Raw genomic sequence first — 15,862 nt, forward strand, 5'->3', positions numbered from 1 at the left:
CGCCGGGAGTCAGTCCTCGCCGAGGGCGAATCGCATCGGCTCCAGCTTGGCCTCCGACTCGGCCAGTTCCGCGACCGGGTCCGACGCCGCCACGATCCCGCAGCCGGCGAAGAGCCGCACATGACGCGGGTCGCGCTCGGAGATCTCGGCCGAGCGCAGCGCGATACCCCACTCGCCGTCGCCGTCGGCCCCGACCCAGCCCACCGGCCCCGCGTACCGTGCCCGGTCCATCCCCTCGATCTCGCGGATCAGGGACCGCGCGGCCACGGTGGGCGTGCCGCACACCGCCGCGCTCGGGTGCAGGGCGGCGGCCAGCGAGAGGGACGACGGCGGTCGCGGCCCCGCCGACGGGTCGAGCACCGCCGTGACATCGGTGGCCAGGTGCATGACGTTCGGCAGGTGCAGCACGAACGGTCCGTCGGGGATGTTCATCGACGAGCAGAACGGCTCGAGGGCGGCTGCCACGGAGCGCGCCGCGTACTCGTGCTCTTCCAGATCCTTCGACGAACCGGCCAGTCGCGCGGTGAGGACGTCGGACGCCTCGGGATCCGGGCCCTCCGTGCGCGGGATGGTGCCCGCCAGCACGCGGGACGTGACGAGCCCCTTCTCGCTGCGCACCAGCAGCTCCGGGGTCGCACCGACCAGTCCGTCCACGCTGAACGTCCAGCACGCGTCGTACGCCCGGGACAGGCGCCGGAGCAGATGGCGCGGGTCCACGGGACGCTCGGCGGTGGCGACGACGTCGCGCGCCAGCACCACCTTGGCGAGCTCGCGCTCCTTGATCCGGGAGACACCCTCCGCGACGACGGCCTTCCAGTCCTCCGCGCCGACGGACCCGTCGGCGTAGGCCACCCGGCCCGGCGCGGTGACCGGGGTGTGCGGGTAGGCGTCGGGCAGCAGCTCCGGAGCCGGCGCGGCGCGGTCGCCCACCAGCTCGATCGTCGTCGTCCAGCACACCGCGCCCCGACGGCCGACCACGACCCGCGGCACGATGAGCGCCCCGCTCGCGCGGGTGGGGTCCTCGGCCTCGTCGCCCGGGACGACGTCGTCGAACGCGAACGACCCGAAGGCGATCGGGCCGGTGCCGGGCAGGCCGACGCCGTCGTGCACGGACGCGCCGACGAGGACCTGGTGCCAGGCGTGCTCCGCGTCGGCGAACCGGCCGGGGCCGAACGTCTCGAACCGCAGCGCCTCGCCCCAGCCGACGACGCCGTCACCGTGCCTCACCCAGGCCAGCGGGCGGACGTCGGGCAGCAGGTCGACGAGCGCCGTGAGGTCCTGGGGCAGCTCGTCGATGCGAGAGGTGCGGACCACGAGGCGCGGCGGCGCGAGCGGGGGTGCGGTGACGGTCATCGCTCCCAGAATATGTCGGTTCGACGCCGCTCCCCCCTCCCTGCAGCGCACGTCACACTCCCGCCCACACCCCCACCCGCACGATTCTCAGGGGTCGCCGGCCTGCGGGCCCTCGCCGATCGGGTGCAGCGGGTCGCCCCAGACCTGCTCGCGGAAGCCGGACCAGACCTGGACGTCCGAGGTGGCGCCCAGGAAGTCGAGCTGCGCACCCGACAGGGCCAGCAGCCAGGCGATGATCGACTCCGGCGGCTCGTCGGAGATGTCCTCGAAGTCGGGGCAGCCGAGGTTGATCCCCGAGATGTACATCGTCGCGTTGCCGTCCATGGAGACGTAGCCCGCGCTCGTGTCCGTCCCGGCCTCGACCGCCGCACCCTGGGCGTCGGTGTCGTACGCGTAGGTCTTGAGCCAGAAGCCCGGGACCTTCACGTGGTCGGCGACGATCCGCAGCGCGTCGCGCCGTTCGGCCTCGTGCGTCACGGGAACCGAGACGAGCGCGACGGACCGGATCCCGCTGATCTCGAGGTCCTTCGTGCGCAGGTCCCCCGGCAGCGAGAACGTGTTCCTGTTGTCCTCGCCCGCCGAGATCATCGGGAGGGTGACGTTCTGCTTCTCGCCGTCGCAGACGTAGCCGATCGACAGCCCTCGCTCGGACCCGTCGGTGGAGAAGATCTCGGCAGCCGCCTCGTCCGCTCCATCGGCGGACCCGCCGTCCTCGCCCGAGCCCTTGCCCTCCGGGTCGCCCCCCGCACCCCCGGTGACGTCGTCGATCACGTCACCGACGCCGTCGGTCACGTCGTCCACCACGCCGCCGGCGTCGGAGGAACTCGGGGAGGGCGACGCCGAGGGGGACGCGGACGGGCCCGCGTCGCCGTCCTCGTCGTCGCAGGTGATGATCGGGATCCAGTCGATCGGGTCCCAGCAGTCGTCGTCGGCCGTGCGGAGCGCCGCGGGCTGGATCCCGCCCAGCACCAGAGCGCCGGCCAGGACGACCGCCGCGGATCTGGTGGGCAGCGTGGGACCGCCCGAGGGGTCTGCGTCGGACACCTCGAACGCGCCGGTGCCGGTGCCGGCCGGCCCGGGCTCGGCCGGACGGCCTTCCGCGGCCGCCCGGTCCGACGGCGACCACGAGACGACGACGACGCCACCGATCGCGCCGAGCAGGAAGCCGACGATCCAGCCTCCCAGGTTCACGCCGGACAGCGTGTAGACCGAGATGGCGAGGATGAGTACCCCGTAGAAGATCCGGTGGACGGGCTGCACCATGGACAGCACGCCCAGGAGAATCAGGGCCAGGGGGAGGATGGTCGCCTGGAAGCCTTCGATGCCGACCGCGAGCTGCATGTTCGGCACGCCCTCGGCACCCACCAGGTCGGCGAGCGCGCCCACGTCGATCGGGCCGGAGAGCAGGAGCTCCAGTCCGGCCAGGATCACGAGCACGCACCCGACGAACGGACGCTCCTTGCGCCACGGGCCGAATGCCCGCCGCGCGGCGTCCAGCCGCCCCCGGAGTGCGGGGCGGCCGCCGCCGGCTCGACCATCCTTCCGGTTCAGAAGCACTCCTCGCCGTTCGTGAGCTGGAGCTTCAGGTCCGTCAGCTTGAAGACCGCGGCCTGGGTGCTCCACGAGACCTGCTGGAGTCCGTCGATGTCGATCGCGTCGGAGTCCATGGCGAAGTCACCCTTGTGGCCCTTGTCGGCGGTGTTGACCGTGGACGCGTCCACGCCGATGCGGATGTTGGTGAACGTCGCGGTGCCGGCCAGGTCGGTCATGCCGATCTGGAGGTCCGTCGCCTCGGCGGGCTTCTTGCCGGTGCCGGCCGTGATCTTGAGGCCGACCTTGCCGAGCTTCGTGTCCTGGACCATGGTCTGGCACAGGTTGTGGAGCTTCGCGTCCTTGATGTTCGCGATGGCGGCGGGGTGCGGCCGGCCGTCGGCGTCGACGGCCTGACCCGCGTACTGCGAGAATCCGGTGCCGTCGAGCCGGTCGGCGGCGATCTTGAACGGTGTGCCTGAGATCGCGAACGAGACCGGGACCGCACCCTGGGCCACGCCGCCGAGAAGCAGGCTGGCGGCCGCGGCCACCGGGATCGCGGCGAGCGCCACGCGCCCCTTGCGCGACTTCGTCAGGTTGCTGAGCTTCATGTGATTCCCCTTTGAACACAGAGAGAGGCGACTCCTTCGTCGTCGAGCGTGACCGTAGCCGACTACTGAGTTCGAGTCAATTGTCCTGACGGGGCGATCGGAGCGCCCGACGCCGGGCGGCGCGACGGTCTTGTGGTGGACACGTGGCCGGCTGTGCGGTGGACCTGCGCCGACCGCATTCCGAGCCGCTTGGCGGAGGTACGCCGGGCCGCGTGGCGGCCGCACGGCGGAGGCACGGACACCGGACGATTCACCCAGGCGACGCACAGGTTGGTAGATATGCTCGCAACATGGCAACCAGCCGCAGAACCCGACTCCGCCCGGAGGAACGCCGGGACCAGCTCGTGGCCCTCGGCGTGGCCACCCTGGCCGATCGACCGCTCTCCGAGGTCACGGTCGAGGAGATCGCCGCCGAGGCCGAGGTCTCGACGGGCCTCGTCTACTACTACTTCGGCTCGAAGAACGGGCTGCACCACGAGATCGTGCTGCGGGCCCGGGACTCGATGCTGCACGCGAGCGATCCCCGGCCGGAGCTTCCGCCGCTGGATCGCCTGCACGACACCCTCGAACGGCTCGTGACCTACGTCCGCGAGCACGGACCCACGTTCTACTCGCTCGTGCGTGGCGCGGCGAGCGGCGACGAGGAGGTGCGCGAGCTCATCGAGAGCGCGCGGCGCGAGCAGACCGAGCGCGTGGTCACCGCCGTCACGGAGATGGGCGTCGAGGACACCCCGATGCTGCGCATGGCTCTGCGCTCCTGGGTGGCGCTGGCCGAGCAGGCGCTGGTCGACGGCGGCCTCAACACCGACATCCCGGCCGCGGATCTCATCGCCTACCTGGAGAGCAGCATGTTCGGTGCGGTGAGCGCGACGGGTGCGCAGCTCGACGCGGGCCCGCTGACGGCCTCGACGTGACGGCTCCGGCCTCGACGTGACGGTTCGGCCCGGTCAGAGCACCTTCGCCATCAGCAGGCAGGGGTTCTCGGCCCACATGTCGGGGAACTCCTCGACGGGAAGGAAGCCGACCGCCTCGTAGAAGGCCCGGGTCCGGTCGTAGCCCGGGTCCGGGCGGGAGGGCCCGAAGGTCTTGACCGTGAGCAGGCGGACGCCCCGCGCGCGCATGTCGTCCTCGGCACGCCGCAGGAGGGCCCGCCCGATCCCCGTCCGGTGATGCTCGCGCCGCACCGCGAGCAGGTGGACCTCGGCCGTGCTGTCGTAGCGCGGGTCCAGAAGCAGGATGCCCGTCACGTCGGCGACGGGTACCCGGGATCCGTCGAGGGAGCCCTCCCCGAGGGCGCTGCCACCGAGCGGCCCGCTCCCGAGGGCGCCCTCATCGAGCACCCCGCTCCGGAGGGCGCCCCCACCGAGGGGACCACCCCCGAGCGAGCTCAGCCCCACGTCGTCGTCGAGGGCGCCCGGGCCCACGCCGTCGCCGCCGAGGGGGGCGCTCACGGCCAGATAGTTCGGAAACTTCCGAGCCGCTTCCTCGTATTCGTCGGTGAACTTCTCGAGACCGAACCACTCAGGGAGTTCGCCGAGAATGTCATGGGCCGCATCTGACCGGCCGCGCGTTCGCACAACGTCACAGGTCCCAATCACGCGCCTCAAGATAGTACTCAATCGCGCCATTCACTATGCACACTAGTGGTAATTCCCTAAAGACACCTTTGCCCCATTGCCACCCATTGAGCACCTTCCGCGGCATCCTGAAGACGCGACATCCCTCCGCCACTGGACCCCGAACCGCAATCCGACCCCGCCTGCCGGTGTCAACCCCGCCCGCCGACCCCGAACCGCAGTCCGATCACGTTCCCCGGTGTCGAACCGCAAGTTGAACCGTGCACATCGCGAGTTAGCACGATTCAACCTGCGGTTCGACACCGACAAGGGCGGGGTCGACAGCGGTTCGGGACCGGGTCAGTTCCCGAACAGGTCCCGCAGCCAGTCCGGGATGTTGCCCGGGTCCGTCTGGTCCGAGCTGCCGGAGCCGGAGCCGTCGGAGTCGCCCTGGCCGGGCATGCCGCCCTGGCCCGGCACGTTCTGGTCCTGCTCCGCGAGCCCCTGGTCGTCCCGCACCGCGAGGCCCGTGGTGACCTGCCGGGTGTCGCCGTCGCGCACCACCGTGAGGGTGACCTCCTCGCCCGCGGCGTGCTCCCGCACGAAAGCGGTCAGCGACTCGCGGCCGTCCACCGGGTCCTCGCCGATCGCGACCACCACGTCACCGGCCTCGAGCCCGGCCTCCTCGGCCGGCGAACCCGCCACGACCTCCTCGACCCGCGCGCCGAGCCGCGTCACGCCGTCGGCCGTCGCCGTGCCGTCCGAGAGCGACACGCCCAGGAACGCGTGCTCGGCCGAACCGTCGTCGATCAGCTGGTCACTGACGCTCGACGCCAGGTTCGACGGGATCGCGAACCCGAGCCCGATCGACCCGGACTGCTGCGTGGAGCTCGACAGGGTCAGGATGGACGAGTTGATCCCGATGACCTCGCCCGACGCGTTGAACAGCGGGCCTCCCGAGTTGCCGGGGTTCACGGCCGCGTCCGTCTGCACGGCGTTCGTGACCACGACGTCACCCCCGCCCTGCGACGACGCCGACACCGGGCGGTCGAGCGCCGAGACGATGCCCGTGGTCGCGGTGTTCGCGAGACCCAGCGGGTTGCCCACCGCCATCACCGCGTCGCCCACGGCGACCGCGTCGGAGTCGCCGAGTGTCGCGGCGGTCAGGTCCTCCGGCGCATCGGTGAGTCGCACGACGGCGAGGTCCGTCGCCGGGTCCGTCCCGACGACCTCCGCCTCGAAGAGTCGTCCGTCTGCCAGCGTGACCTGCACCTGCTGAGCGCCGGAGACCACGTGGTTGTTCGTGAGGATGTGCCCGTCCGCGTCGATGACGACGCCGGAACCCTCACCCTCACCCTGCTGCGTGGCCACCTGGATCGAGACCACGGAGTCCGAGACGGCGGACGTGACGGCCTGCCAGTCCGGCGCGTCGCCGTTCGACGAGACCGGTACCGCCTGCTGGTCCGACCGGCCGACGTCCGCCAGCGACACCGCCTGCGTGTCGTCGTCCAGCAGCGCGATCGCCCCCGCCGTACCCGCGCTGGCGAGAAGCGCCGCCACCGCCGCCGCGCTCACCACGGGGACCCAGCGTCGGTCCGGCCGACGCGTCGTCGCGGTCGCCGGTGCGGCGTAGGGGTTCCCGAACGCCGTCGTGGTGTCCGACAACGGTCCGTGGCCGGCCGGGCGGGACTCCTGCCGTCCGGCGTCGGCCGGGGCGTGGCCCTGCGCCGCCCACGACCCGGTCTCGAAGGCCCGGCCAGTCGCCGGACCGCCGGCGGGCGGGGGCACGGCCGCCGCCTCGCGTCCGGCGGCCGGCCCCTGCGCGGGAAGCTGCTGCGTGCGCTCCGCCTCCGGCCACTGCGCCTCCGGCGCCTGCGCTTCCGGCCACTGCGCTTCCGGCGCCTGCGCCGGCTCCGCTCCGGCGGCGGGGACCTGTGCCGCCCGGGCCGCCGCGGCGGGCGTCGAGGCAGCGGGGGTCCGCGGCTGCTGCGGTGCGACGGCGTCGGCCGCCTCCGGCTCCTGGCCCTGCGGGGTACTGGGGTTCTGCTCGGTGTTCACGGTGCCCTCCTTCATCCGTGAACCACTACACACCGGCACTCTGACGCGACCCTTGAGCCTGCCTGTGAGTTCCCTGCGCACGCCCGGGCGGGGCCGGCGCCGGTCAGAAGTAGTACGGGAACCGGCTCCAGTCGGGGTCACGGCGCTCCAGGAAGGCGTCGCGCCCCTCGACCGCCTCGTCCGTCATGTACGCGAGCCGGGTCGCCTCGCCGGCGAAGACCTGCTGGCCGTTGATGCCGTCGTCGGGCAGGTTGAACGCGAACTTCAGCATGCGGACCGCCTGCGGCGACTTCGACGCGATGACGCGCGCGTAGTCGACGGCGAGCTCCTCCAGGTCGGCGTGCTCCGCGACCTCGTTGACCGCGCCCCAGCGTTCGGCGTCGTCGGCGGAGTACTCCCGGGCCAGGAAGAAGATCTCCCGCGCCCGCTTCTGCCCCACCTGGCGGGCCAGGTACGCCGAACCGTAGCCGCCGTCGAACGAACCCACGTCCGCGTCCGTCTGCTTGAACTTCCCGTGCTCGCGGCACGCGATCGTCAGGTCGCACACCACGTGCAGCGAGTGCCCCCCGCCGGCCGCCCAGCCGTCCACGACGGCGACCACCACCTTCGGCATCGTCCGGATCAGGCGCTGCACCTCCAGGATGTGCAGGCGGCCCGCGCGGGCCGGATCGACGGCGTCCGCCGTGGCGACCTCACCACCACCGTCGGGGGCCGTCGTGTACCGGTACCCCGACCGGCCCCGGATGCGCTGGTCGCCGCCGCTGCAGAAGGCCCACCCGGCGTCCTTGGGCGACGGGCCGTTACCCGTCAGGAGGACGGTGCCGACGTCCGACGTCATGCGCGCGTGGTCCAGCACCCGGTACAGCTCGTCCACGGTGTGCGGGCGGAAAGCGTTCCGGACCTCGGGACGGTCGAACGCGACACGCACGACGGGCAGGTCACGCCCCGTCACGTGGTCGTGCCCGCGGTGGTAGGTCATGTCGGTGAGATCCTCGAACCCGGTGACCTCCCGCCACCGCCGCGGGTCGAAGGTCTCGGACACCTGGCGGGGAAGCTGCGGCTGCGCGGACGGGGTCTCGGCTCGGTCGGTGCTACTCACGAGGGAAGCGTAGTTCGTGAGCGCGACCCGGGGTCCGCCCGAACACCACGCCCCCGGCGCCGGCCGCTGGTGTCCCGGCGCCCGAGACTCGTGTCGGCGGTCGGCGGTCGGCGGTCGGCGGGTCGGTTGCGGTTCGGGTTCGTCTCGGACCGCGACCTCGTGCCGGCTGCTCCCTGGCAAACCGCAGCATCGTCTCGACGGCGTGGCCCGAACCGCAGCCGAGTGATGGTTCCCGTCGTCGAACCGCAAGGACACGCTGGCATTTCTCCGGATCATCGGCGTGTCCCTGCGGTTCGACAGCGGTCGGGAGGCAGAACCTGCGGTTCGACGGCACGGGCCGAGGCGCGGTTGCGGTTCGGCACGAACCACCGCCCACGCCCGACACGAATCCCAGGCACCCGCCACTAGCCTGGACGGGTGCACGACACCATCGTCTGGTCCACGCCCCTGCGCACCCGCTTCCGCGGCCTCGACACCCGCGACGGGATGCTGATCCGCGGCGACGCCGGCTGGGGCGAACTCTCCCCCTTCTGGGACTACGACGACGCCGAGTCCGCCACCTGGCTGCGCGCCGCCCGCGAGGCCGCCGACACCGGCTGGCCCGCACCCGTCCGCGACACCGTCCCCGTCAACGTCACCGTCCCCGCCGTCGAGCCCGAACAGGCCCGGGCGATCGTGCTCGCCTCCGGCGGCTGCCGCACCGCCAAGATCAAGGTCGCCCAACGCCTCCCCGGCGGGGACGTCGAACCCCTCTCCACCGAACAGGCCCGCGTCGAGGCGGTCCGATCCGCCTTCGACGAGCTGCTCGCCGACGACGACGGACCCGGCTCCCCGAGCGAACCACCCGCGGACCGCACCGGGGAACCCGCGAGCGCCACCGCGCGCCGGCCCGGCGCGCGGATCCGGATCGACGCCAACGGCGGCTGGAGCCTGGACGAGGCGCTGCGCCGCCTCCCCGTCCTCGACCGGGCCGCCGGCGGGGACGGACGATCCGGGAGCACCCACGGCCTGGAGTACGTCGAGCAGCCGTGCGCGTCCGTCGAGGACCTCGCCGCGGTGCGCCGCGCCCAGCACGTCCCCGTCGCCGCCGACGAGTCGATCCGCCGCGCCGAGGATCCCCTGCGGGTCGTGCGGCTGGAGGCCGCGGACGTCGTGGTGCTCAAGGTCGCGCCGCTCGGCGGCGTGCGCGCGTGCCTCGACCTGGCCGAACAGGTCGGGCTGCCCGTGGTGGTCTCCTCCGCGCTGGAGTCCTCGGTCGGGCTGGCGGCGGGCGTGGCGCTCGCGGCGGCGCTCCCGGACCTCCCCCACGCGTGCGGCCTCGCCACCGCACAGCTCCTGGTGCACGACGTCGTCGCGGCCCCCTTGCTGCCGGTCGACGGGGCGATCCCGGTCCGCCGCCCGTCCCCCGACCCGGCCGCGCTCGCCCGGGCCACCGCACCCCGCGACGTCGCCGACCGCTGGCGCGCCCGGTACCACCGCCTCGCCCAGGTCCTCGACACGGCCGACGCCGTGGGCTCCGCCGCCGGCTGATCCCGGGCCTCCCGGCACGGCCCGGGCCGGCACGGCGCGGCACGCCCGGCACAGCGCGGCACGCCCGGCACGGCACGCCCGGCGCGGCACGGCGCCCGCCCAGGGACACGGCGCCCGCCCGGGGACACGGCGCCCGCCCGGGGGCACGGCCCGGCGGGGCACGGCCCGGACGGTATGCGGCGGGGGGACGGCAACGCGGTTAGCCTGGCCGTATGCCTGACGATCCCGCCTCTGTCCGCGCCGCACGCAGCCTGATCTCGGAGCTCGTCGCGCACGGGGTACGTGATGTCGTGCTGGCGCCCGGCTCGCGGTCCGCGCCGCTCGCCTACGCGGCCGTCGAGGCGGCGGAGGCGGGTCGCCTGACCCTGCACGTCCGGATCGACGAGCGCTCGGCGGGGTTCCTGGCGCTCGGCCTGTCCCGCGGCAGCGCACTGACCTGGGGTGCGGGGGCCGGGACCGGCCGGCGCGGCGGCGAGCCGGACCTCGCCGCGCCGGACCGCGCCGCGCCGGACCGCGCCGAGGCGGACCTCGCGGCCGTACCCGCGGGAACGCCGGACCTCACGGCAGCGGCACCCCTGGAACCGCTCGCGCCGCTCGCCGGCGACCCCGTGGCCGTGATCACCACCTCCGGGACCGCCGTGGCCAACCTGCACCCCGCCGTCCTCGAGGCACACCACACCGGCGTGCCGCTGATCCTGCTGACCGCCGACCGCCCGCACGAGCTGCGCGGCACGGGCGCCTCCCAGACCACCCACCAGCCCGGCGTCTTCGCCGGAGCGGTGCGGTACGAGGCGGACGTCCCGGCGCCGTCGGGCACGGACCTCGCGACCCGTACGGCCGAGGCCCGCGACGTCGCCGCGCTCGCGGCACGCGCCGCCTCCGCGGCCCTCGGCCTGCGCGACGGCACTCCCGGCCCGGTCCACCTGAACCTGTCCTACCGCGACCCCCTGCACCCCACGACACCGCCGGAACTCCCGGGACACCCGGAGGGCCGGGGGGCGATCGTCCCCGGCGCGGCGGCGGGCGTGAACCGGCCGGTGACCGTCGTCGTCCCCGACACGGTGCGGCACCACGCCTCCCCGGCCCTGCCCGGGCACCCCGGGCGCACCGTGGTCGTCGCCGGCGACGGTGCCGGGCCCCGGGCCCGCCGGCTCGCCGAGGCCCAGAGCTGGCCCCTGCTGGCCGAACCGTCGTCCGGCGCGTGCGGGGGCCCGAGCACGATCCCCGCCTACCGCCTCGTGCTCGGCGAGGACGGGCCGGCGGGAGAGATCCAGCAGGCCGTCGTCTTCGGGCGCCCCACCCTCTCCCGGCCGGTGCAGCGGATGCTGGCCCGGCCCGACGTCACCGTCACCGTCGTCGCGCCCGGCGGGCTGCCCTGGCCCGACGCCGTCCGCAACGCCGCCCAGGTGGTGCCCGGCCTCGCGCCGGAATGGTACGAGCCCTGGGACGACGCCGACCACGACTGGCTCGCGCGCTGGCAGGCCGCCGGACGCGCGGCGGCCGCCGTGATCGACGAGGTGACCCGCGACGAGGCCGTCGCCGACAGCCCGACGGCGCTGTCCGTCGCCCGCGCCGTCGCCACGGTCCTCGGGGACGACGACGTGCTCGTCGTCGGCTCGTCGAACCCCGTGCGCGACCTCGACCTCGTGCTCGGCATGGACGACCTCGGCGGCCTGCCCGCCGTGGTCGCCAACCGCGGACTCGCCGGCATCGACGGCACGGTCTCCACCGCCACCGGCGTCGCGCTCGCCGCGGCGCGGACGGGCCGGCGCACGCGCGCGCTGCTGGGCGACCTGGCGCTCCTGCACGACGTCGGCGGCCTGTTGCGGGGACCGGGCGAGCCTCCCGTCGACCTGGAGATCGTCGTGGTGAACGACGACGGCGGCTCCATCTTCGCCACCCTGGAACACGGCGAGCTGGCGGCGACGTCGGACGCCGCCGCCGCCCGGTTCGAGCGGGTCTTCGGTACGCCGCACGGCGCCAACCTCGCGCAGCTGTGCGCGGGCTACGGGGTGGACCACCAGCTCGTGAAGGACGTACCGAGCCTGCGCCACGCCCTCCAGGCCCCGAGCCGGGGGGTGCAGGTCATCGAGGTCCAGGTGCCGCGCGCCGCGCGGCATGCCGAGACACGCGATCTGGCCCGCCGCGTGGCCGAGGCGGTCCGCGGGGTGGCGTGATGCCGGGCACCGCGGACGACGGCGCGAGGCCGGGCTGCCGCGGACTCCGGGCTCAGGGCGTCGCCCGCGGCAGCTCGGCCGAGACGGCCGCTTCGACGGCGGCGCGGTCCGGCTTGCCCGGTCCCCGCAGCGGCAGCGCGGGGGTGAGGTAGAGGCGGCGCGGTGCCGCGGCACGGCCCAGGGCGGACGTGACCAGGTCGCGGGCCCGGTCCGTCAGGTCCCGCGTGGCCGGGGCCAGGGCCGGGCGACCCGTGTCCGACGGCGGTCGCGGGTGAGCCCGCGAGGTCGCCGTGCCGTCTCCGGCCGCCAGGACCGCGACGACCGCCTGTCCCCACTCCGGATCGGGGACGCCGACCACGCACACCTCCCCGAGCTCCGCGAGCACCGCCTCCACCGCCGCGGGGGCGACGTTGACGCCGCCGGTGACGATGACGTCGTCGGCGCGGCCGAGGATCGTGAGGTGGCCGCCGGCGTCGAGGGAGCCGAGGTCGGAGGTGCGGAACCAGCGGGTGCCGTCGGGGCCGGTCCGGAAGGCGGCCCTGGTGGCGGCCGCGGCGTCGGCGGATCCGAGATAGCCGGTGGCGAGCATCGGACCGGAGATCTCGACGACGCCGGGGCGCTCCTCGGCGAGGCGGACGCGCACGCCCGGCAGGGGGACGCCGTCGTAGACGCATCCTCCGCAGGTCTCGGACATGCCGTAGGTGGCGACGGCGCGGACACCGGCGTCGCGCAGGCGTCCGCGGAGCGGGAGCGGGGTGGCGGCGCCGCCGAGGAGGACGGCGTCGAACCGGGCGAGCGTGTCGAGGCCTTCGGGGGCACCGGCGTCGGCGGCCTCGACGAGGCGGTGCGCCTGGGTGGGGACGAGGGAGACATAGGTGCGGTGGCCGTCGCCGTCGGACAGGAACTTCCCGGCCTCCGCTGCGAAGCCGTCGGGCGTGAACGGGCCGCGCGCTCCCCCGCCGGCTCGCGTTCCGGCGACGACGGATCGCGAGATCACCTGGAGGCCCGCCACGTGGCCGACGGGAAGGGCGAGGAACCAGCGGCCCGGCCCGCCGAGGCGTTCGTGCGTCGCGGCGGCGGAGGCCCGGAGCGCCGAGACGGACAGCGCGACCTCGCGGGGGGCTCCCGTCGAGCCGGAGGTCCGTACCACGAGCGCGGTGCCGTCGGGCACGTGGTCGGCGAGGAGCGGCTGCGGCGCGAAGGCGGCACCTCCGCCCAGGGCCTCGCGGATCGCCGCGGTGGCGGCCTCCAGCTCGTCTCGCACCCGGCCAGCCTAGTCCTGCGTTCTGGGCGAACGTGCTTAACCTGGGACGGGCGGAAAGCGGCTAGGGTGTGGCGCCAGTCCCGGAGGCGGCCGGGGCGACGGCACCGAGTGCGGACCCGGAGGAGAGATGAGACGGACGCTGCGACGGCAGCGAGCGGCCGGGGTGGTCGCCGTGGTCATGACGGTGGCGATCGCGATGAGCGCCTGCACCACGGGCTGGGGGCAGGAGCTCGCATGGCCGTGGGAGGATCCGGAACCCCTGCCCACGCCCACCGAGACGACGGCGGCGGAGACCGAGGTCCGCAAGGCCGCGCCGCCGAAACCGGCGCCGAAGCCGGTGTACTGGCCGCTGACCGGGATCCCGGGCAACGAGGCGGCGATGCGGCACCCGGCGGTCTCGGTGAAGATCGAGAACGCGCCGGAGGCACGCCCGACGCGCGGCCTGGAGCACGCGGACATCGTGTGGGAGGAGGTGGTCGAGGGCGGGATCACGCGCTTCGTCGCGACCTATCACTCGACCCTCCCGGACGCCGTGGAGCCGGTGCGGTCCGTGCGGCCGATGGATGCGGCGATCGTCGCGCCGATGAAGGGCATCCTCGCCTACTCGGGCGGACAGCTGCCGTTCATCGACCAGGTGAACCGGGTGTCCACGCAGTCCGTGATCATGGACGACGGGCATGCCGGGTTCTCCCGCGACCCGAGCCGCGCGGCGCCGCACAACGTGATCGGCCGGCCGAAGGTGTTCCTGGCCCAGGAGCGCGAGGACATGCGGCTGTACTCGCCACCGCCGGCGCAGTTCAGCTACGCGCACGAGAAGGGTGAGAGGTCCTCGGCCGCCACGCAGGGACGCAAGGCGGGGACGCTCAAGGTCCGCCTGTCGAACCGGCAGACCACCAACTGGTACTGGAACGGCGAGAGCGGCACCTACAAGCGCAGCGAGGGCGCCGCGCCGTCGATGGCGATGTCGGGGGTGCGGCACGGTGCCCGGAACGTCGTCGCGCTGAAGATGGACGTGGTCATGACCTCGTACACGGACCCGAGCGGCGCCTCCGTGCCGGAGACGCAGCTGGTCGGTTCCGGCGAGGGGTTCGTCGCCTCCCAGGGCAGGGTGGTGAAGGTGCGCTGGGAGAAGCCGCGGGTCGGCGCTTCGATCCAGCTCGAGCTCGAGAACGGGAAGCCGGTGAAGCTGGCGCCCGGGAACACCTGGGTCGAGCTGGTCCCCAGGTCCTCGGGGTCCTGGTCGGTCCCCTGAGCCGCGTGGGCAGCCGGGCAGGGGCCAGAGGGCAGGGACCAGAAGGCCAGGGATCAGAGGGCGAGGGATCAGAGGGCCAGGGGTCAGAGGGCGAGGCCGAGGCCGAGCAGCAGGCCGTAGCCGAGCTCGAAGAGACCCGTGCCCGCGAGGACCGGGACGAGCAGCTTGCCGCGTGCGCCGGCGACGATCGGCAGCGTCAGCAGCGCCGCCGGCCCGATGAGGAGCACCACCAGCAGTGACCACGGCGCCCAGAACGCGCACACCAGGCCGAGCAGCACCGGGAACCAGAGCATCCCGAGATAGGTCCGCCGCGCCCGATAGTCCCCGATCCGCACCGCCAGGGTCTTCTTCCCCGCCAGCACGTCGCCGGGGATGTCGCGCAGGTTGTTCACCATGAGCAGGGCGCACGCGATCAGGCCGATGGCGACGGCGCCCAGAAAGGCGGGCCAGGTCACGACGTCGGCCTGCGTGTACGTGGTGCCGAGCACCGCGACCAGCCCGAAGAACACGAAGACCGCCACCTCGCCGAGCCCCGCGTACCCGTACGGCCTGCGGCCGCCGGTGTAGAACCAGCCCGCCAGCAGGCACAGCACGCCGACGGCGAGCAACCACCAGTGCCCGCTCACCGCGCAGAGCGCCACCCCGAACAGCCCGGCCACGCCGAACGCCCCGAATGCGGCGTTCTTCACGGCCCGAGGCGCGGCGGCGCCCGACGCCGTGAGCCGCATCGGGCCCACCCGGTCGACGTCGGTGCCCCGGACACCGTCCGAGTAGTCGTTGGCGAAGTTCACGCCCACCTGCAACGCGAGGGCGACGCCGAGCGCGAGCAGGGCGGGGAGCCAGGCGGCCGAGTCCACCTGCGCCGCCGCGCCCGTGCCCACCATGACGGGGGCGGCCGCGGCGGGCAGGGTGCGGGGCCGTGCCCCGGAGATCCACTCGGCGGATGTCGCCATGCGCGCGCTCCTCAATGTCGATCTGGCCTGGTCAACGCGCTCGAACGGGCTGCGGTTCCCGCAGGCTGCTCACCGGCCGTGAGCTTGCTCTCATTCGGTGGCGCGGTCCACGATCGCGTCCTCGTGGGCGGCGTCCGCGTCAGCGCCCGAGCCGCCGGTCCCGGCGCCACGGCGCGCCCGGCGGTCCGCCAGCCATCGCGCGGCGGCGTCGCGCGGGACGCTCAGCAGCACGTAGGACAGGGCGAACGCGGCGACGGCGGCGACTCCGACGAGCAACCAGCTGCGCAGTCCGGCGAGGTACAGCAGCCCGAGCGCGCCGCCGAACAGGGCGAGGCGCAGCACGGTGTAGATCACGAGGGGCACCCCACCATGGTAGGTCGCCCGGAGGACCTCCGCGGACCCGCGCGGGGCGGGATGCCCGGGTTCACTCCGGGCGGACACGCGGAACGAGACTCACGGGCCCCGAACCGATTAGCCTC

General features: G+C 74.0%; 13 protein-coding genes. 4 read left to right on the plus strand and 9 right to left on the minus strand.

Translation table 11 applies throughout. From position 1 onward, the window contains the following. Positions 1-9 precede the first annotated feature (9 nt). The 3 genes from EDD34_RS18145 to EDD34_RS18155 all read right to left on the minus strand — a co-directional run bounded on the left by EDD34_RS18145 (position 10) and on the right by EDD34_RS18155 (position 3,494). The gene (locus EDD34_RS18145) at positions 10-1,353 is read right to left on the minus strand and encodes an isochorismate synthase (protein ID WP_123815815.1); all 1,344 of its coding nucleotides are present in this window, start codon (positions 1,351-1,353) and stop codon (positions 10-12) included. 87 nt (positions 1,354-1,440) lie between these two features. Beyond that, positions 1,441-2,910 (minus strand): DUF6114 domain-containing protein, encoded by a 1,470-nt coding sequence (locus tag EDD34_RS18150; protein WP_123815816.1) that lies wholly within the window; start codon positions 2,908-2,910, stop codon positions 1,441-1,443. Continuing rightward, positions 2,901-3,494: a DUF6230 family protein gene (locus EDD34_RS18155; protein ID WP_123815817.1), complete on the minus strand. Its 594-nt coding sequence runs from the start codon at positions 3,492-3,494 to the stop codon at positions 2,901-2,903. Before EDD34_RS18155 ends, EDD34_RS18150 begins: the two co-directional genes overlap by 10 nt. Positions 3,495-3,784: 290 nt before the next feature. Between EDD34_RS18155 and EDD34_RS18160 the strand changes: the two genes are divergently transcribed. After that, positions 3,785-4,408, plus strand: coding sequence for a TetR/AcrR family transcriptional regulator (locus EDD34_RS18160; protein ID WP_123815818.1), 624 nt, complete (start codon positions 3,785-3,787; stop codon positions 4,406-4,408). Between the two features lie 33 nt (positions 4,409-4,441). On the opposite strand, the gene EDD34_RS18165 is transcribed toward EDD34_RS18160, so the two are convergent. The 3 genes from EDD34_RS18165 to EDD34_RS18175 form a co-directional block, all read right to left on the minus strand. Continuing rightward, on the minus strand, positions 4,442-4,945 hold the full coding sequence (locus tag EDD34_RS18165; protein WP_170177121.1) for a GNAT family N-acetyltransferase: 504 nt from the start codon (positions 4,943-4,945) through the stop codon (positions 4,442-4,444). Between the two features lie 465 nt (positions 4,946-5,410). Beyond that, the gene (locus EDD34_RS18170; RefSeq protein WP_246012554.1) at positions 5,411-7,108 is read right to left on the minus strand and encodes a S1C family serine protease; all 1,698 of its coding nucleotides are present in this window, start codon (positions 7,106-7,108) and stop codon (positions 5,411-5,413) included. Positions 7,109-7,211: 103 nt separating this feature from the next. Further along, positions 7,212-8,207, minus strand: a complete 996-nt coding sequence (locus EDD34_RS18175; protein ID WP_123815821.1) for a 1,4-dihydroxy-2-naphthoyl-CoA synthase — start codon at positions 8,205-8,207, stop codon at positions 7,212-7,214. Positions 8,208-8,624: 417 nt separating this feature from the next. Here EDD34_RS18175 and EDD34_RS18180 point away from each other — a divergent pair, with 417 nt between their 5' ends. Both EDD34_RS18180 and menD read left to right on the plus strand, forming a co-directional pair. After that, positions 8,625-9,737: an o-succinylbenzoate synthase gene (locus tag EDD34_RS18180; RefSeq protein ID WP_170177122.1), complete on the plus strand. Its 1,113-nt coding sequence runs from the start codon at positions 8,625-8,627 to the stop codon at positions 9,735-9,737. Between the two features lie 212 nt (positions 9,738-9,949). Next, entirely contained in the window at positions 9,950-11,914 is a 1,965-nt protein-coding gene (gene menD / locus EDD34_RS18185; RefSeq protein WP_123815822.1) for a 2-succinyl-5-enolpyruvyl-6-hydroxy-3-cyclohexene-1-carboxylic-acid synthase, read from the plus strand. Positions 11,915-11,966: 52 nt separating this feature from the next. Here the strand turns inward: menD and EDD34_RS18190 are convergent, their stop codons facing one another. Next, complete coding sequence (locus EDD34_RS18190; RefSeq protein WP_123815823.1) at positions 11,967-13,178, minus strand: AMP-binding protein; 1,212 nt, start codon at positions 13,176-13,178, stop codon at positions 11,967-11,969. A 127-nt stretch (positions 13,179-13,305) separates the two neighbouring features. Between EDD34_RS18190 and EDD34_RS18195 the strand changes: the two genes are divergently transcribed. Beyond that, positions 13,306-14,430 carry a DUF3048 domain-containing protein gene (locus EDD34_RS18195; protein ID WP_246012555.1) on the plus strand — a complete coding sequence of 375 codons (1,125 nt, stop codon included), beginning with the start codon at positions 13,306-13,308 and terminating at the stop codon, positions 14,428-14,430. Positions 14,431-14,513: 83 nt separating this feature from the next. Here the strand turns inward: EDD34_RS18195 and EDD34_RS18200 are convergent, their stop codons facing one another. Together EDD34_RS18200 and EDD34_RS18205 are read right to left on the minus strand one after the other, a co-directional pair. Next, positions 14,514-15,383, minus strand: coding sequence for a 1,4-dihydroxy-2-naphthoate polyprenyltransferase (locus tag EDD34_RS18200; RefSeq protein ID WP_123815824.1), 870 nt, complete (start codon positions 15,381-15,383; stop codon positions 14,514-14,516). A gap of 90 nt (positions 15,384-15,473) precedes the next feature. After that, complete coding sequence (locus EDD34_RS18205; protein WP_123815825.1) at positions 15,474-15,746, minus strand: DUF4229 domain-containing protein; 273 nt, start codon at positions 15,744-15,746, stop codon at positions 15,474-15,476. Positions 15,747-15,862: the final 116 nt, after the last annotated feature.

Origin of the sequence: Myceligenerans xiligouense (assembly GCF_003814695.1) — a bacterium.
GTDB classification, from domain to species: Bacteria; Actinomycetota; Actinomycetes; order Actinomycetales; family Cellulomonadaceae; genus Myceligenerans; species Myceligenerans xiligouense.

Excerpts from the sequence above, each read along its gene's own strand:
- EDD34_RS18195 (WP_246012555.1), top strand. The coding sequence starts at position 13,306 with ATGAGACGGACGCTGCGACGGCAGCGAGCGGCCGGGGTGGTCGCCGTG.
- EDD34_RS18155 (WP_123815817.1), bottom strand. The coding sequence starts at position 3,494 with ATGAAGCTCAGCAACCTGACGAAGTCGCGCAAGGGGCGCGTGGCGCTC.
- EDD34_RS18200 (WP_123815824.1), bottom strand. The coding sequence starts at position 15,383 with ATGGCGACATCCGCCGAGTGGATCTCCGGGGCACGGCCCCGCACCCTG.
- EDD34_RS18145 (WP_123815815.1), bottom strand. The coding sequence starts at position 1,353 with ATGACCGTCACCGCACCCCCGCTCGCGCCGCCGCGCCTCGTGGTCCGC.
- EDD34_RS18160 (WP_123815818.1), top strand. The coding sequence starts at position 3,785 with ATGGCAACCAGCCGCAGAACCCGACTCCGCCCGGAGGAACGCCGGGAC.
- menD (WP_123815822.1), top strand. The coding sequence starts at position 9,950 with ATGCCTGACGATCCCGCCTCTGTCCGCGCCGCACGCAGCCTGATCTCG.